This is a genomic window from Streptomyces toyocaensis (assembly GCF_000725125.1).
Classification (GTDB): domain Bacteria; phylum Actinomycetota; class Actinomycetes; order Streptomycetales; family Streptomycetaceae; genus Streptomyces; species Streptomyces toyocaensis.
This window is the reverse complement of sequence record NZ_JFCB01000014.1, coordinates 24,182-38,845: the sequence shown is the minus strand read 5'-3', so window position 1 is coordinate 38,845 and position 14,664 is coordinate 24,182. Positions and strand designations below refer to the sequence as shown.

Below are 14,664 nucleotides of genomic sequence, written 5' to 3'. Positions count from 1 at the left end.
TGAGGTGTGGTGGTCAGTTGCCGACGCGGCGGCGCAGGTCCTGGAACGCGGTGTAGTTGGCGATGACCTCGATCCGGCCCGGCGGGCACAGTTGGACCGCCTGGTCGAGGTTCTCGCACACCTGGAACTGCTGGTTCGCGACCTCCAGGCGCACCGCGAGGTCGAGCCTCCGGTCGCCGACGACGCAGATCGGGTGGCCCGTCAGCCGCGTGTAGTCGACGTCCCACAGCCAGGAGGTGTCGGTGCCGTCGGCGGAGCGCGCGTTCACCGACAGGATCACCGGGGTCGGCGGCGGGTCGATCAGCGAGAACGTCTCGAGCCAGCCCGCGGGGTTCTTGGCGAGCAGCAGACGCAGGTCCCGGCCCTCGAACTGGACCACGTCGTAGCGCCCGGCCACGGCCTGCACCTGGTACATGCGCTCCAGGGCGACCTGCGGCGGGACCCCGAAGACGGCGGCGACGGCCGCCGAGGACGCGGCGTTGGCCTTGTTGGCGCGGCCCGGCAGCTGCAGGTGGATCGGCCAGGCGGAGCCGTGCGGGTCGAGCACGTGGTCGCCGGAGAGCGCCCAGCTCGGGGTGGGCCGGCGGAAGCCGCACTCGCCGCAGAACCAGTCGTCGCCGGGGCGTTGCATCACACCGCCGCAGGACGGGCAGGACCAGGCGTCGTCCTTCCACATCTGTCCCGCGGCCACCCAGATCACGTTGGGGGAGGACGACGCGGCCCACACCACCAGCGGGTCGTCGGCGTTCGCGACGATGACGGCCTTGGAACCGGCCAGACCCTCGCGCCAGTTCTCCGCGAGCATCCGGGTCTCGGCGGCGCGGTCGAGCTGGTCACGGGAGAGGTTGAGCAGCGCGATGCACTTCGGGTCGGTGTCCCGGGCCACGCCGGCGAGGTACTTCTCGTCGACCTCGATGACGCCGAACTTCGCGTCCGAGCCGCCCGCCAGCGCGGAGGTGATGCCGGCCGGCATGTTGGCGCCGAGCGCGTTGGACACGACCGGTCCCGCGGCGCGCAGCGCCTCGGCGATGAGCCGGGTGGTGGTGGTCTTGCCGTTGGTCGCCGAGACCAGGACGCAGTCCAGGTTCTGCGCGAGCCGGGCCAGGAGATCGGGGTCGAGCTTGAGTGCCACCCGGCCGCCGATCACCGAACCGCTGCCGCGCCCGGCGGCGCGGGATGCCGCCGCGACCGCCTTGCCCGCGGTCACGGCCAGCTTGGCCCGCGGCGTGAGCGGGTCCGAGTTGCCTGCCATCAGTTCTCGATCCTCCTTGCGTACGCGCCGCGTCTGTGCCTGACGGCCACGTGGTGAGACCTCAGCCTATCGAGATCCATTCGCACTCCAGAACCGCGGCACCATCGTGAGACGGGCGATGCTGCAAGGACCGTACTCTTGCCGCCATGCGACACGGCTCCATCCCCGGCGTCCACGGACGCGTACGGCCCCTCACCCTGCTCGGCGACCCGGTGCTGCACGGGCCCTGCCGGGAGGTCACCGGCTTCGGCCCGGAACTGGCCCGCCTGGTGGAGGACTTGTTCGCGACGATGTACGCGGCCCGGGGCGTGGGCCTGGCCGCCAACCAGATCGGCGAGCCGCTGCGGGTGTTCGTCTACGACTGCCCGGACGACGAGGACGTCCGGCACCGGGGTCACGTGGTGAACCCGCGGCTGATCGAGACGGACGGGCTGGTGCTGCGCGGCCCGGAGGGCTGTCTGTCGCTGCCCGGCCTGGAGGCGGGGACGGAGCGCCACGACCACGCGGTCGTCGAGGGTTTCACGGTGACCGGCGAGCCGGTCACCGTCCACGGCACCGGATTCTTCGCCCGGTGCCTGCAGCACGAGTGCGACCACCTGGAGGGCCGGATCTACGCGGACCGCCTGACGGGGTGGCGGCACCGGCGGCTGATGCGGCAGGTGAGGCGGGCTTCCTGGAACCGGCCGGACTGAGGGGCCCGGGGGAGGCGGCCGGCGCGGGCTCAGAACCCCGGGCCGCCGACCTTGTCGCCCGCCGCCGCGAGACGCCCCCACAGCAGGTCCGCCAGGCTGCGCACCAGTTCCGCGCGGGAGCAGGGCCGCTCGCCGAGCCACCAGTCACCGGCCGCGTGCATCATCCCGACGATGCCGTGCCCCCACACCCGGGCCAGCTGCTGGCTGCCCGGCCCGAGGTCCAGCCGCTCCTCGATCACCTGCGCCAGCTCCTCGCCCATCCGCCGCAGCAGCGGTGCCGAGTGCTTGCCGGTGTCGAAGCCCTGGTCGCTCTGCGAGCCCTCCGCCGGGTGCATCAGGAACCGGTACACCTGCGGGCGTGCCTCGATCGCCGACAGGTAGGTGTCCAGCGTGGCCTCGACCCGCTCGCGCCGGTCCGCCGGGGCGTCGAGCGCCGCCCGCAGCGAGTCGAGCAGCGCGTCGGTGTGCCGCATGGCCAGAGCGGCGTAGAGTCCTCCCTTGTCACCGAAGTGCCGGTAGAGAATCGGTTTGGTGATGCCGGCCTCGGCGGCGATCGCGTTCATCGAGGCCCCGGGGCCGTCGCGCAGCACCACTCGGTCGGCGGCCTCCAGGAGCTCGCGCCGACGCCGGTCGGCGGCGCGCTGCTGATCGGTCCGCTGTGTGGTGTCCATGAGCTCTCCCCACCCGTGCTGATTCCGTGACGCCTGCGCAAACTAACACTGAAGGCCTCACGGCCATCGAACGGGATACGACAGGTCCTGGGGAGTTGACTTTTCCTACCGACCAGTAACAGACTCGGGGTTACCGCAAGTAACATGCACGTGCGCCGCCGCTGGAGGGGTCATGGCCGAGTTCACCATGGAGCTCAACGACGAACAGAAGGAGGTCCGCGACTGGCTGCACGGCTTCGCCGCCGATGTGATCCGCCCCGCGGCCGCCGAATGGGACGAGCGTGAGGAGACTCCCTGGCCGGTCATCCAGGAGGCCGCCAAGGTCGGCATCTACTCCCTGGACTTCTACGCCCAGCAGTACTTCGACGCAAGCGGCCTCGGCATTCCCATGGCCATGGAGGAGCTGTTCTGGGGTGACGCGGGCATCGCCCTGTCGATCGTCGGTACCGGCCTCGCCGCCGTCGGCGTCCTCGCCAACGGCACCGATGAGCAGATCGGCACCTGGATCCCCCAGATGTACGGCGACGCCAATGACGTCAAGGTCGCCGCCTTCTGCTCCTCCGAGCCCGACGCCGGCTCCGACGTGGCCTCCATGCGCACCCGCGCCGTCTACGACGAGGCCAAGGACGAGTGGGTCATCAACGGCACCAAGACCTGGGCCACGAACGGCGGCATCGCCAACGTCCACGTCGTCGTCGCGGTCGTCGACCCGGACCTCGGCTCCAAGGGCCACGCCTCCTTCATCATCCCGCCGGGCACCCCCGGCTGCTCCCAGGGGCAGAAGTTCAAGAAGCACGGCATCCGGGCCTCGCACACCGCCGAGGTCATCCTGGACAACGTGCGCGTCCCCGGCTCCTGCCTGCTCGGCGGCAAGGAGAAGCTGGACGAGCGTCTCGCCCGCGCCCGTGAGAAGGCGAAGAAGGGCGGAGAGCGCGTCAGGAACGCCGCCATGGCGACGTTCGAGGCGTCCCGCCCGGCCGTCGGCGCCATGGCGGTGGGCACCGCCCGCGCGGCGTACGAGGTCGCCCTGGAGTACGCCACCACGCGCGAGCAGTTCGGCCGCCCGATCATCGACAACCAGGGCGTCGCCTTCCAGCTCGCCGACATGCGCACCCAGATCGACGCCGCCCGGCTCCTCGTGTGGCGTGCCTCCTGGATGGCGGTCAACGGCAAGCCGTTCACGGCGGCCGAGGGCTCGATGTCCAAGCTGTTCGCCAGCGAGACGGCCAAGAAGGTCACCGCCCAGGCGATCCAGATCCTCGGCGGCAACGGCTACACGCGCGAGTACCCGGTCGAGCGGATGCACCGCGACGCCGCCATCTACACCATCTTCGAGGGCACGAGTGAGATCCAGCGCCTGGTGATCGCCCGCACCCTGTCGGGCATGCCCATCCGCTGACCCCGCCGCGCGGACGACCCGGCGGTGCGGCGGCACCGCCGGGTTGTCCCCGCCCCGCTCCCGGGGAACGCTCGTGGGTGACCGACGCGAGGGAGGACGCGATGACACGCACGGCCCGGGACCTGATGGAGATCACCATCCGCGAACTGGCGCCGGACCCGCGCGCCAACCCCCTCGTGCCGCTGATCGCCCGCGGCGAGGCGGACCGGGGCGTCCTGGCCGCGCTGGCCCTGGAGCAGCGCCTGGTGATCCCCGCGGACCGCCGCGCGTTCCAGCACCTGGCGGACAGGTCCGCGGCCGAACCGGACTCCGCCGCGTTCTTCACCGCGCTCGCGGAGGGCGAGGCACTCGCCGGGGAGCACCTCGAGCCGTTCGCCGCCGCCTGCGGTGTCGACGCGGCCCGGGCGGACGCGTACGAGGCCCTGCCGGGGTGTCAGGCCTACCCGGCCCACGTCGCCTGGCTGGCCCTGAACGCCGCACCGGCCGACGCCGTCCTCGCCGTGACGGCCAACTTCTCCGCCTGGGGCGGCTACTGCGCCACGATTGCCAAGGCCCTGCGCGCCCACTACGGCTTCACCGACGAGGCCTGCGCCTTCTTCGACTTCTTCGCCGAACCGGCTCCCGACCTCGACCGCACGGCCCTGGCGGCGGTCAGGGCCGCCATGGACGCGGGCAGCCTGGACGAGCACCACGCACGCCGTCACGGGCGTCTCCTGCAGAGCTACGAGGCCATGTTCTGGGAGACCCTGTGCTCTTCGGCCGCCCCGGTCAGACAGGAGTGAGTTCCTTCCAGACCTGGGCGTCGGTGCCGTTGCACTCGTGGATCTGGAGCTGGACGCCGTTGGTGAAGTTTCCGTAGGGCACGTCCAGACACTTGCCGGACCGGGGGTTGACGAAGGCGGCCGGGACTGTCTGGTCGTAGCGCCACTGCTGGGCGCCGGTGCCGTTGCAGGTGTAGATCTGCACGCCGGTGCCGTTGGCTGTTCCCCCGTCGGCCACGTCCAGGCACTTGCCCGAGTTCGGGTTCACCAGGGTGCCCTCGGGCGTGGTCCTCCAGGTCTGGCCCAGGGAGCCGTTGCAGTCCCACAGCTGCACCCTCGTGGCGTCCTCCGTGCCGGCGCCGCTCACGTCCAGACAGTGCTCGCCGCCGTCGGGGCTGTAGGTGGACTCCGTGGGCGTGGGCTCCGGGCCGGTCACGGTGAACGTGCACCAGGCGGACCAGTCGGACGGGCCGTCGGCGCCCTCGGCGCGGATCCGCCACTGGTAGTCACCCGGGCTGAACGTGCTGGTGGGAATCTGCAGGGCCCATACGTAACCGGCCCCGGTGTCCGTCCGGAAGGTGCGGAACGGCTGTTCGCCGAGGCGTGCGAGCTCCATCGTCCCGTCCAGCCCGGGCTGGGGATCGAGGCCCTTGACCGAGGCGGCGAACAACGGGGCGGAACTGTTGGTGGTGCTGAACGTCGGCGGGGTCGCGGCGCCGCACTGCTGGAAGCCCGCGTAGGCACTGGTGGAGATCCGCAACGCCTCGGGGACGTCGGGTGTGGCGGCCCACGCTGTGGCGGGAAGGCCGAGGCCAAGGCAGGCGGCGGCAAGGCCCGTGGCCGCGGCGGACGCGGAACGGTTCCGTCTCATCACTACTCCATCGCACGATCGATCACTCGGTCGCTCAGGAGTTCACACCACCCGGACGTCCCCCGTCAGCCTCTCCGGCGCCGGCGTAAGGATGACGTCACATCCCCTCTTCCGGTGCCGGCCGGACGGGGACGCGGGCGGCCCGGAGAACAGCGGGACCTACGGCGCGCTCCCGCTGCTGTGGGCGATGCACGCCACGTCGATCCGGTCGGCCAGCTTCGCCAGCTCGATCGTCAGCGCGGCGACCGTGTCCTCGTCGAGCCCGTCCTCCCCGGCCTCGACGAGCCGGACCCACCGCCCACCCACCGTGCGCAGCAGTCTGCTGACATCGGCGGCGGCAACCTGCAAGGTCCCGCGGTCGTCGACGATCAGAGGAAGAGTCACTTCGCGGTTCACAGTCGGGATCGTAGTCGTGCGGGCATCACGCACCCTGCCAAACCGTGGTGATGTTGCAGAACTCGCGGATTCCGTGCCCGGACAGCTCACGCCCGTAACCGGACCGCTTCACTCCGCCGAAGGGGAACGCCGGGTGGGACGCCGTCATGCCGTTCACGTACACACTGCCCGCCTCCAGGTCCCGCACGAACCGGTCGACCTCGGCCTCGTCCCGGGTCCAGACGTTGGAACTGAGCCCGAAGGAGGTGTCGTTGGCGATGAGCACCGCCTCGTCCAGGTCCGCCGCGCGGTACAGCGTGGCGACCGGGCCGAAGGCCTCCTCCCGGTGGATGCGCATCTCCCGCCCGATCCCGGCCAGCACGGTCGGCGGGTAGAACCAGCCGGGCCCCTCGGGGCGCTCCCCGCCGCACAGCACGGTGGCACCGGCCCGGACGGCGTCGTCGACCAGCTCCTCCAGGTCGCTCCGGCCCTGTTCGCTGGAGAGCGGACCGACGTCCGTCTCCTCGTCCATCGGGTCGCCGACCTTCAGCGCCTTCATTCCGGCCGTGAACCGCTCGGCGAAGGCGTCGTAGACGTCCGTGTGCACGATGAACCGCTTCGCGGCGATGCAGGACTGCCCCGTGTTCTGCGTCCGCGCGGTCACCGCGACCTCGGCGGCCCGGTCCAGGTCGGCGGACGGCATGACGACGTACGGGTCGCTGCCACCCAGTTCCAGCACCGTCTTCTTGATCATCTCTCCGGCGGTGGAGGCGACCGCGCGGCCCGCGGGCTCGCTCCCGGTCAGGGTGGCCGCCCTGACCCGTTCGTCCCGCAGCAGGTCGTCGACCGCGGCGGAGCCGATGAGCAGCGTCTGGAAGCAGCCTTCGGTGAAGCCCGCGCGGTGGAACAGGTCCTCCAGGTACAGGGCGGTCTGCGGCACGTTCGAGGCGTGCTTGAGCAGCCCCACGTTGCCCGCCATCAGTGCGGGCGCGGCGAACCGCACCACCTGCCACAGCGGGAAGTTCCACGGCATCACGGCGAGCACCGGACCCAGGGGCCGGTAGCGCACGAGAACCCGGGAGGCGCCGGAGTCCTTGACGTCGGAGGCGTCGGGTTCCTCGTCGGCGAGGAGTTCCGCCGCGTGATCGGCGTACCAGTGCATCGCCTTGGCGCACTTCGCGGCCTCCGCACGGGCCTGCCTGACCGGCTTGCCCATCTCCGTGGTGATCACCCGGCCGATGGTCCGCTGGTCCTCGTCGAGGATCTCGGCGGCCCGGTGGAGCAGGCGGGCGCGCTCGTCGAAGGTCGTCGTCCGGTACGTGCGGAACGTGGCCTCCGCGAGCTGGAGCCGGCGCTCCAGCTCCTCCTCGTCCATGGGATGGTACGTCTTGACGGTCTCGCCGGTCGCCGGATTCACCGTGGCGATGTGCATCGCTTGACCTCCCTGGGGACGGGCTGTGCCTTCCGACCTTCCCGCGCGGCGGTGGGCCGCGCAACGCGGGAGGGCTCCTCAGGACGAGTGCTCCGCCAAGCGGTCGAGAAACGCGGCCTGCGCGGAGACGATCACTTCCCGGGCCCGGTCCAGGGGGAACCACGCCACCCGGTCCAGCTCGGGGAACTCCTGGATCCGTCCCGACTTCGGCGGCCACTCCATGCCGAACGTGCCGGGGACCACCGTCGCCGGGTCGAGGTCGGCCTCGACCGCCCAGGCCGTCACGGTCTTCCCGCCGGCCTGCCTGACCTCCCCGAGCGGCAGCGCCCGCCCGTCCGGCGGCGGCAGCCCGAGCTCCTCCCGGAACTCGCGCCGTGCCGCCTCCCAGGCCGGCTCCCCCGGGTCGTACTCGCCCTTCGGCACCGTCCACGCCCCGGTCTCCCGCCGCCGGAAGAACGGCCCGCCCATATGCCCGAGCAACACCTCCAGGCCCGAGCCGGTGTGTCGGAACAGCAGCAGTCCGGCGCTCCGCGAGCCCTTCACGGCCGCACCTCGGGGTGCGCGGCGAGCAGGGTCTCCACCGAGTCGGCCTCCTCGGGACGCTTGTCCTCGCGGTAACGGATCACGCGGGCGAAGCGCAGGGTGACGCCGGCCGGGTAGCGGGTCGAGCGCTGCAGGCCGTCGTAGGCGATCTCCACCACGAGTTCGGGGCGCACCGTCACGACGTATCCGCTCTCCTCGACCGCCAGCTCCCGCAGCCGCTCGGTCTGCCACGCCAGCATCGCGTCGGTCATGCCCTTGAAGGTCTTGCCGAGCATGACGAAGCCGCCGTCCGCGGTGCGCGCGCCGAGGTGCAGGTTGGACAGCTTGCCGGTGCGGCGGCCGTGGCCCCACTCGGCGGCCAGCACCACCAGGTCGAGCGTGTGCACGGGCTTGACCTTCAGCCAGGAGGCACCACGGCGGCCCGCGCTGTAGGGGGCGTCCAGCCCCTTCACCACGACGCCCTCATGACCGCGTTTCAGCGTCTCGGCGAGGAACTCCTCCGCCGTGCCCAGGTCCCCGGGGCCGGACGCCACGGCGCGCCGCACCCGCATCGGTTCCGGGACGAGCCGGGCCAGCTCCGCGTGCCGCGCGGAGAACGGCAGGTCCAGCAGGTCGCGCCCGTCGGCGGAGAGGACGTCGAAGAACACGGGGGACACCGGGACCTCCCGGGCGGCCGTGGCCACGTCCACCCGGGAGCCGACCCGTCCGGCGGTCTCCTGGAACGAGCGGGGACGGCCGTCGCCGTCGAAGGAGATGACCTCCCCGTCCAGGATGAACCGATCACCCGGCAACTCCCGCGCCGCCGACGTCACTTCCGGCAGCCGCCCGGTGATGTCGTCGAGGGTGCGGGTGTGTACGCGCACCGTGTCCCCGTCGCGGTGGACCTGGACACGGATGCCGTCGAGTTTCTCCTCGACCGCGCAGGCCCCCAGCTTCTCCACCGCCTCCGCGACCGAGGAGGCGCTGTGCGCCAGCATCGGCAGCACCGGACGGCCGACGGTGAGCCGGAACCGGTCCAGCGCTCCGGGGCCGTCCGCCAGCAGGGCCCCGGCCACCGACTGGAGGGAGCCTGCCAGCATCACCGCCCGCCGGACACCGGCCGGCGGCGCCCCCGTCGCCTCCGCGAGCCCTTCCACGGCGACCGCGTCCAGGGCGCCCTGCCGTACCTCGCCGGTGAGCAGCCCGAACAGGAACCGCTGCTCGTCCTCGGTGGACGCCCCCAGCAACTCGGCGACCAGACGGGACCGTTCGGCCTGGGAGCCGGGACCGGACACCTTGCCCAGCGTGGTGAGCAGGGCGTCGACCTCGCGCACGGTCAGGGACGGTTCGGCGGCGGGGGCGACCGGACGGCTCAGCACCTTCCAGCCCACGCCGATCCGCCCCTGCGGCAGCCGGCCCGCCAGATACGGGATGACGATCGGCACGTCCTCCGCCTCCGCCTCCCGGAACAGCTCGGCGAGCAGAGCGATCTTCCGGGACCGCGCCGAAGTGGCGGCGACCTCCTGGGACACACGGGCCAGCCGGAACAGCAGCATGCAGCCATGGTGCTACGGAGGCGGCCGCTCCACACCCCGGCCGCGCGTCGCCTATCCGTTCAGGGCGGCGTCCAGGCGGCTCATCAGCAGGTCCCCTACGATCGCGGCCGCCGCGCGGTAGCCGCCGCTCGCGGCGTGCACCACCTGCTCGGCGAAGCCGATCGCGTTGCCCGCAGCCCAGACGCCGGGCACCGTGGTCAGACCGGTCGGGTCGACCACCGGGTAGGCGCCGGACGGCGTCTCCGCCAGCTCGGCACCCAGCCGCTCCAGCAGACCCGTCTGCGGCACCGGCCGCGGGCCGGTGAAGAGCACCGAGCGCGCGTGCGTGCTGCCGTCGGCCAGCCGCACCCCGGTGAGCCGGTCGTCCTCGACCACCAGCCCCGCGACCTCACCGGGCACCACCTCCACGCCGGCGGCGGCCAGCCGGCGCAGGTCCTGGTCGGACAGTTCCTCCTCGGCGACCCGGTGCAGGAAGAAGGTGACGTCCTTCGACCACTGGGACACCATCAACGCCTGGTGCACGCTCGTCGCGCCGGACGCCAGCACGCCGAAGGGCTCGTCGCGCACCTCCCAGCCGTGGCAGAACGGGCAGTGCAGCACGTCCCGCCCGAACCGTTCGGCCACCCCGGGGACTTCCGGCAGCTCGTCCCTCAGCCCGGTGGCGACGACCAGCCGCCGGGCACGCACGCTCCCACCCGCGTCGAGTGCGAGGGTGAAGTCCTCCTCACCCCTGGTGACGTCCGTGACCCGGTCCCGGACGAGCCCGACGCCGTAGCGTGCGATCTCCTCCCGTCCCCGGGCCAGGAACTCGGCCGGCGCCATCCCGTCCCGGGACAGATAGCCCTGCATGTGCGAAGAGGGCGCGTTGCGCGGCTCCCCGGCGTCGACGACCAGCGTGCGCAGCCGGGCCCGCCCCAGCACCAGCGCGGCGGACAGCCCCGCCGCCCCGCCGCCGACGACGACCACGTCGTGGATCCCGCCTCGGTCCGTCTCGTTCATCGTGACCACCTCCACGACGACGGTCGCCCAGTGAGTGCCGCATTGACAAACAACTTTGCCGATCCTGCAATAGCGGCATGACGACCGACGACGTTCTCGCGGGTGTGGGCCCCCGGCTGCGCCGGATCAGGAAGGAGCGGGAGGTGACGCTGGCGGCTCTGTCGGAGGCGACCGGCATATCCGTCAGTACCCTCTCGCGGCTGGAGTCCGGGCTGCGCAGGCCCAGCCTCGAGCTGCTGCTGCCGATCGCACAGGCCCATCAGGTGGCGTTGGACGAACTGGTCGGCGCCCCGCCGGTCGGAGATCCGCGGATCCGCGCGTCCGAGCCGATCAGGCGCCACGGACGCACCCACTGGCCGCTCACCCGGCAGCCCGGCGGGCTGCAGGCGTACAAGGTGCTCGAACCGAAGCGGAGACTCGAGCCCGAGCCGCGCACCCACGAGGGCTACGAGTGGCTGTACGTGCTGTCCGGCAGGCTGCGGCTGGTGCTCGGCGAGCACGACGTGGTGCTGGCGGCGGGCGAGGCCGCCGAGTTCGACACGCGTGTGCCGCACTGGTTCGGATCCACGGGCGAGGGGCCCGTGGAGTTCCTCAGCCTGTTCGGTCCGCAGGGGGAACGGATGCACGTACGGGCGCGGCCCGGACGGGGGTGACGGACGAGAGTGTTCCCTATCGGCAAGCGACCGCTTAGTATGCGGTGGACCCGGTCAGGCGAACACGACGTTCACAGCCCCGTGGAGGCCCCGCATGCAGGCATGGCACGTGCACGAGCTCGGCGAGCCGGGGCAGGTGATGCACCTCGCGGAGACGGAGCGGCCGGTACCCGGTGAGGGGCAGGTCCTGCTCAGGGTGCGCGCCGCCACCATCAACTTCCCGGACGCGCTGATGTGCCGGGGCCAGTACCAGGTCCGGCCCCCGCTGCCGTTCACCCCGGGTGTGGAGATCTGCGGCGAGACGGAGGACGGGCGCCGGGTGATCGCCAACCCCGCGCTGCCGTACGGCGGCTTCGCCGAGTACGCCGTCGCGGACGCCGCCGCACTGCTGCCCGCGCCGGAGGCCCTTGACGACGCCGAGGCCGCCGCCCTGCACATCGGCTACCAGACGGGCTGGTTCGGCCTGCACCGCCGGGCCGGTCTGGAGGCCGGCGAAACCCTGCTCGTCCACGCCGCCGCGGGCGGGGTGGGCAGCGCGGCCGTGCAGCTCGGCAAGGCGGCGGGTGCCACCGTCATCGGCGTGGTGGGCGGCGCCGCCAAGGCGGCCGTCGCCCGCGAGCTGGGCTGCGACGTGGTGATCGACCGGCGCGAGCAGGACGTCGTCGCCGCCGTGAAGGAGGCCACCGGCGGCCGGGGCGCCGACGTGATCTACGACCCGGTCGGCGGTCAGGCCTACGCCCAGTCCGCCAAGACCGTCGCCTTCGAGGGCCGGATCGTCGTCGTCGGCTTCGCGAGCGGGTCCATCCCGAGCCCCGCCCTGAACCACGCGCTCGTCAAGAACTACTCGATCCTCGGCCTGCACTGGGGCCTGTACAACACCAGGAACCCCAAGCTGGTCCAGCACTGCCACGAACAGCTCACCGCCCTCGCCGCCCGGGGAGCCGTCAGGCCGCTGGTGAGCGAGCGCGTCCCGCTCGCCGGGGCCGCCGACGCCGTGCAGCGGGTCGCCGACGGTCTGACCACCGGGCGGATCGCCGTGCTGCCCGCACCGGAGAACGGAGCCGCCGCATGACCGACGCCGCCGAACTGCGCCGCCGGACGCAGGAGTTCCTGTCCGCGCACCCACCGGCCGACACCGGCCGGCTCGACTTCCTGCGCGCCCGCTTCGACGCCGGACTCGCCTGGGTTCACTTCCCCGAGGGGCTCGGCGGGCTCGGTCTCCCGCGCTCCCTGCAGGCCGTCGTGGACGCCGGACTCGAAGCCGCCGGGGCCCCCGACAACGACCCGCGCCGCATCGGCATCGGCCTGGGCATGGCCGCGCCGACGATCCTCCAGTACGGCACCGAAGAGCAGAAGCGGCGGTTCCTGCGGCCCCTGTGGACCGGCGAGGAGGTCTGGTGCCAGCTGTTCAGCGAGCCCGGCGCCGGATCCGACCTGGCGGCACTCGGCACGCGCGCCGTCCAGGACGGCGAGCACTGGGTGGTCGACGGGCAGAAGGTCTGGACGTCCAGCGCCCATCTGGCGCGCTGGGCCATCCTCATCGCCCGCACGGATCCGGGGGTGCCCAAGCACCGGGGCATCACCTATTTCGTCTGCGACATGACCGACCCCGGTGTCGAGGTCCGGCCACTGCGTCAGATCACCGGCGAGGCCGAGTTCAACGAGGTGTTCCTCACCGGCGTCCGCATCCCCGACGCCCACCGGCTCGGCATGGTCGGAGACGGCTGGCGGGTCGCGCAGACCACGCTCAACAACGAGCGCGTCGCCATCGGCGGCATGCGCCTGCCCCGCGAGGGCGGCATGATCGGCCCGGTCTCGAAGACCTGGCGCGAGCGCCCCGAACTGCGCACCCACGACCTGCACCAGCGGCTGCTGAAGCTCTGGGTCGACGCCGAGGTCGCCCGCCTCACCGGTGAGCGCCTGCGCCAGCAGCTCGTCGCAGGACAGCCCGGGCCCGAGGGGGCCGGCATGAAACTCGCCTTCGCCCGTCTCAATCAGGAGATCAGTGGCCTGGAGGTGGAACTCCGCGGCGCGGAGGGCCTGTTGTACGACGACTGGACCATGCGCCGCCCCGAGCTGGTCGACTTCACCGGACGCGACGCGGGCTACCGGTACCTCCGCTCGAAGGGCAACAGCATCGAGGGCGGGACCAGCGAGATCCTGCTGAACATCGTCGCCGAGCGCGTCCTCGGCCTGCCGGCCGAGCCGCGCACCGACAAGGACGTCGCATGGAAGGACCTGGCCCGATGAGCCCACAGCCCGACCTGCTGTACTCGGAGGAGGAAGAGGCGCTGCGCGCCGCCGTCCGGGACCTGCTCACCGACCGCTGCGACGCGGCGGGCGTGATCGCCCGTACGGAATCGGACGTCCCGCACGACCTGGCCCTGTGGAAGGCGCTCGCGGACGGCATGGGTCTCGCCGGCCTGCTGGTCCCCGAGGACCGGGGCGGCCAGGGCGCCACCCACCGCGAAGCGGCGGTCGTGCTGGAGGAATTGGGCCGGGCGGTCGCTCCGGTGCCGTATCTGACCAGCGCCGTGGTGGCCACCGAGGCGCTGCTGGCGTGCGGCGCGGCGGGCGAGCTGCTCGCCGAGCTCGCGTCCGGGCGCCGGATCGGCGCCCTCGCCGTGGGGCTGCACACCGCTCCCGGCCCGGTGTTCACCACCGCACGGCTGGAGGGCGGCGCGCTGCACGGGGAGCTGACCGGCATCGCGGACGCCGCCGTCGCCGACGTCCTGCTCGTGCCGGCGGACGACGGCGGGCTGTACGCGGTGGAGGCCGACGCGGTCGTCATCACCCCGCAGACCTCCCTGGACCTCACCCGGCCCCTCGCCCGCGTCGCCCTCGACGGCGCCCCGGGACGTCGCCTCGGCGACGCGGGACCCGCCGTGCGCCGCGCTCTGAGGGCCGGCGCGGGACTGCTCGCCTCGGAGCAACTGGGCCTCGCCGAATGGTCGCTGACCGAGACCGTCCGCTACCTGAAGGACCGTAAGCAGTTCAACCGCCCGGTCGGCGGCTTCCAGGCCCTCAAGCACCGGCTCGCCCAGCTGTGGCTGGAAGTCGTCAGCCTGCGCGCGGCGGCACGGGGCGCCGCCGACGCCCTGGCCACCGGCGAGGACACCGACGTCGCGGTCGCCGTCGCCCAGGCCTACGCCGCGCCCGTCGCGGTCCGCGCCGCCGAGGAGGCGCTGCAACTGCACGGCGGCATCGGCATGACCTGGGAACACCCGGTGCACCTCCACCTCAAGCGCGCCAAGGCCGACTCCCTCGCGCACGGTACGGCGGGTGCCCACCGCGAGGCGCTCGCCGGACTCGTCGACCTGCGAGCGCCCTGACCGGCCCCACCACACGGACAGCCCGCCCCTTCCTGGGGCGGGCTTCCTCGCGCGCCCGGCACGGGTGAGGTGAACACACAGCGGCGGATCGGCCAACTCGTCGCACGGCACTGCTCCTTGACCGTGGGGCGACCTCATACTCACTGGGG

General features: G+C 72.5%; 15 protein-coding genes. 7 read left to right on the top strand and 8 right to left on the bottom strand.

The genetic code is table 11. The features are described from left to right. Positions 1–13 precede the first annotated feature (13 nt). Positions 14–1,252 (bottom strand): Mur ligase family protein, encoded by a 1,239-nt coding sequence (locus BU52_RS16765; protein WP_037934847.1) that lies wholly within the window; start codon positions 1,250–1,252, stop codon positions 14–16. Positions 1,253–1,398: 146 nt separating this feature from the next. On the opposite strand from BU52_RS16765, the gene def reads away from it, so the two are divergent. Then, positions 1,399–1,944: a peptide deformylase gene (gene def, locus BU52_RS16760; RefSeq protein ID WP_037934844.1), complete on the top strand. Its 546-nt coding sequence runs from the start codon at positions 1,399–1,401 to the stop codon at positions 1,942–1,944. A 29-nt stretch (positions 1,945–1,973) separates the two neighbouring features. On the opposite strand, the gene BU52_RS16755 is transcribed toward def, so the two are convergent. Next, entirely contained in the window at positions 1,974–2,615 is a 642-nt protein-coding gene (locus BU52_RS16755) for a TetR family transcriptional regulator (RefSeq protein WP_037934842.1), read from the bottom strand. 172 nt (positions 2,616–2,787) lie between these two features. Between BU52_RS16755 and BU52_RS16750 the strand changes: the two genes are divergently transcribed. Beyond that, positions 2,788–4,014 carry an acyl-CoA dehydrogenase family protein gene (locus BU52_RS16750; RefSeq protein ID WP_037934839.1) on the top strand — a complete coding sequence of 409 codons (1,227 nt, stop codon included), beginning with the start codon at positions 2,788–2,790 and terminating at the stop codon, positions 4,012–4,014. Between the two features lie 101 nt (positions 4,015–4,115). Then, positions 4,116–4,796 carry a transcriptional regulator gene (locus BU52_RS16745; RefSeq protein WP_037935190.1) on the top strand — a complete coding sequence of 227 codons (681 nt, stop codon included), beginning with the start codon at positions 4,116–4,118 and terminating at the stop codon, positions 4,794–4,796. Here BU52_RS16745 and BU52_RS32815 read toward each other — a convergent pair. The 6 genes from BU52_RS32815 to BU52_RS16715 all read right to left on the bottom strand — a co-directional run bounded on the left by BU52_RS32815 (position 4,783) and on the right by BU52_RS16715 (position 10,530). Next, positions 4,783–5,646, bottom strand: a complete 864-nt coding sequence (locus tag BU52_RS32815) for an RICIN domain-containing protein (protein WP_051858316.1) — start codon at positions 5,644–5,646, stop codon at positions 4,783–4,785. The genes BU52_RS16745 and BU52_RS32815 overlap by 14 nt on opposite strands. A 159-nt stretch (positions 5,647–5,805) precedes the next feature. After that, positions 5,806–6,042 (bottom strand): DUF6213 family protein, encoded by a 237-nt coding sequence (locus BU52_RS16735; RefSeq protein ID WP_037934835.1) that lies wholly within the window; start codon positions 6,040–6,042, stop codon positions 5,806–5,808. Between the two features lie 25 nt (positions 6,043–6,067). Further along, positions 6,068–7,453, bottom strand: coding sequence for an NADP-dependent succinic semialdehyde dehydrogenase (locus BU52_RS16730; RefSeq protein ID WP_037934833.1), 1,386 nt, complete (start codon positions 7,451–7,453; stop codon positions 6,068–6,070). Positions 7,454–7,531: 78 nt separating this feature from the next. Then, entirely contained in the window at positions 7,532–7,996 is a 465-nt protein-coding gene (locus tag BU52_RS16725) for an NUDIX domain-containing protein (RefSeq protein ID WP_037934829.1), read from the bottom strand. After that, a complete protein-coding gene (locus tag BU52_RS16720) occupies positions 7,993–9,531 on the bottom strand; it encodes an ATP-dependent DNA ligase (RefSeq protein ID WP_037934826.1) in 1,539 nt (512 codons plus the stop codon). Before BU52_RS16720 ends, BU52_RS16725 begins: the two co-directional genes overlap by 4 nt. Positions 9,532–9,582: 51 nt before the next feature. After that, positions 9,583–10,530 carry an NAD(P)/FAD-dependent oxidoreductase gene (locus tag BU52_RS16715; RefSeq protein ID WP_037935185.1) on the bottom strand — a complete coding sequence of 316 codons (948 nt, stop codon included), beginning with the start codon at positions 10,528–10,530 and terminating at the stop codon, positions 9,583–9,585. Between the two features lie 77 nt (positions 10,531–10,607). Here BU52_RS16715 and BU52_RS16710 point away from each other — a divergent pair, with 77 nt between their 5' ends. The 4 genes from BU52_RS16710 to BU52_RS16695 all read left to right on the top strand — a co-directional run bounded on the left by BU52_RS16710 (position 10,608) and on the right by BU52_RS16695 (position 14,515). Continuing rightward, the gene (locus tag BU52_RS16710; RefSeq protein ID WP_037934823.1) at positions 10,608–11,183 is read left to right on the top strand and encodes a helix-turn-helix domain-containing protein; all 576 of its coding nucleotides are present in this window, start codon (positions 10,608–10,610) and stop codon (positions 11,181–11,183) included. Between the two features lie 94 nt (positions 11,184–11,277). Further along, entirely contained in the window at positions 11,278–12,255 is a 978-nt protein-coding gene (locus tag BU52_RS16705) for an NADPH:quinone oxidoreductase family protein (RefSeq protein WP_037934821.1), read from the top strand. Beyond that, on the top strand, positions 12,252–13,433 hold the full coding sequence (locus BU52_RS16700; protein WP_037934817.1) for an acyl-CoA dehydrogenase family protein: 1,182 nt from the start codon (positions 12,252–12,254) through the stop codon (positions 13,431–13,433). Before BU52_RS16705 ends, BU52_RS16700 begins: the two co-directional genes overlap by 4 nt. After that, positions 13,430–14,515 (top strand): acyl-CoA dehydrogenase family protein, encoded by a 1,086-nt coding sequence (locus BU52_RS16695; protein ID WP_037934814.1) that lies wholly within the window; start codon positions 13,430–13,432, stop codon positions 14,513–14,515. The genes BU52_RS16700 and BU52_RS16695 overlap by 4 nt, the downstream gene beginning before the upstream one ends. Positions 14,516–14,664 lie beyond the last annotated feature (149 nt).

Excerpts from the sequence above, each read along its gene's own strand:
- BU52_RS16765 (WP_037934847.1), bottom strand. The coding sequence starts at position 1,252 with ATGGCAGGCAACTCGGACCCGCTCACGCCGCGGGCCAAGCTGGCCGTG.
- def (WP_037934844.1), top strand. The coding sequence starts at position 1,399 with ATGCGACACGGCTCCATCCCCGGCGTCCACGGACGCGTACGGCCCCTC.
- BU52_RS16755 (WP_037934842.1), bottom strand. The coding sequence starts at position 2,615 with ATGGACACCACACAGCGGACCGATCAGCAGCGCGCCGCCGACCGGCGT.
- BU52_RS16750 (WP_037934839.1), top strand. The coding sequence starts at position 2,788 with ATGGCCGAGTTCACCATGGAGCTCAACGACGAACAGAAGGAGGTCCGC.
- BU52_RS16745 (WP_037935190.1), top strand. The coding sequence starts at position 4,116 with ATGACACGCACGGCCCGGGACCTGATGGAGATCACCATCCGCGAACTG.
- BU52_RS32815 (WP_051858316.1), bottom strand. The coding sequence starts at position 5,646 with ATGAGACGGAACCGTTCCGCGTCCGCCGCGGCCACGGGCCTTGCCGCC.
- BU52_RS16730 (WP_037934833.1), bottom strand. The coding sequence starts at position 7,453 with ATGCACATCGCCACGGTGAATCCGGCGACCGGCGAGACCGTCAAGACG.
- BU52_RS16720 (WP_037934826.1), bottom strand. The coding sequence starts at position 9,531 with ATGCTGCTGTTCCGGCTGGCCCGTGTGTCCCAGGAGGTCGCCGCCACT.
- BU52_RS16715 (WP_037935185.1), bottom strand. The coding sequence starts at position 10,530 with ATGAACGAGACGGACCGAGGCGGGATCCACGACGTGGTCGTCGTCGGC.
- BU52_RS16710 (WP_037934823.1), top strand. The coding sequence starts at position 10,608 with ATGACGACCGACGACGTTCTCGCGGGTGTGGGCCCCCGGCTGCGCCGG.
- BU52_RS16705 (WP_037934821.1), top strand. The coding sequence starts at position 11,278 with ATGCAGGCATGGCACGTGCACGAGCTCGGCGAGCCGGGGCAGGTGATG.
- BU52_RS16700 (WP_037934817.1), top strand. The coding sequence starts at position 12,252 with ATGACCGACGCCGCCGAACTGCGCCGCCGGACGCAGGAGTTCCTGTCC.
- BU52_RS16695 (WP_037934814.1), top strand. The coding sequence starts at position 13,430 with ATGAGCCCACAGCCCGACCTGCTGTACTCGGAGGAGGAAGAGGCGCTG.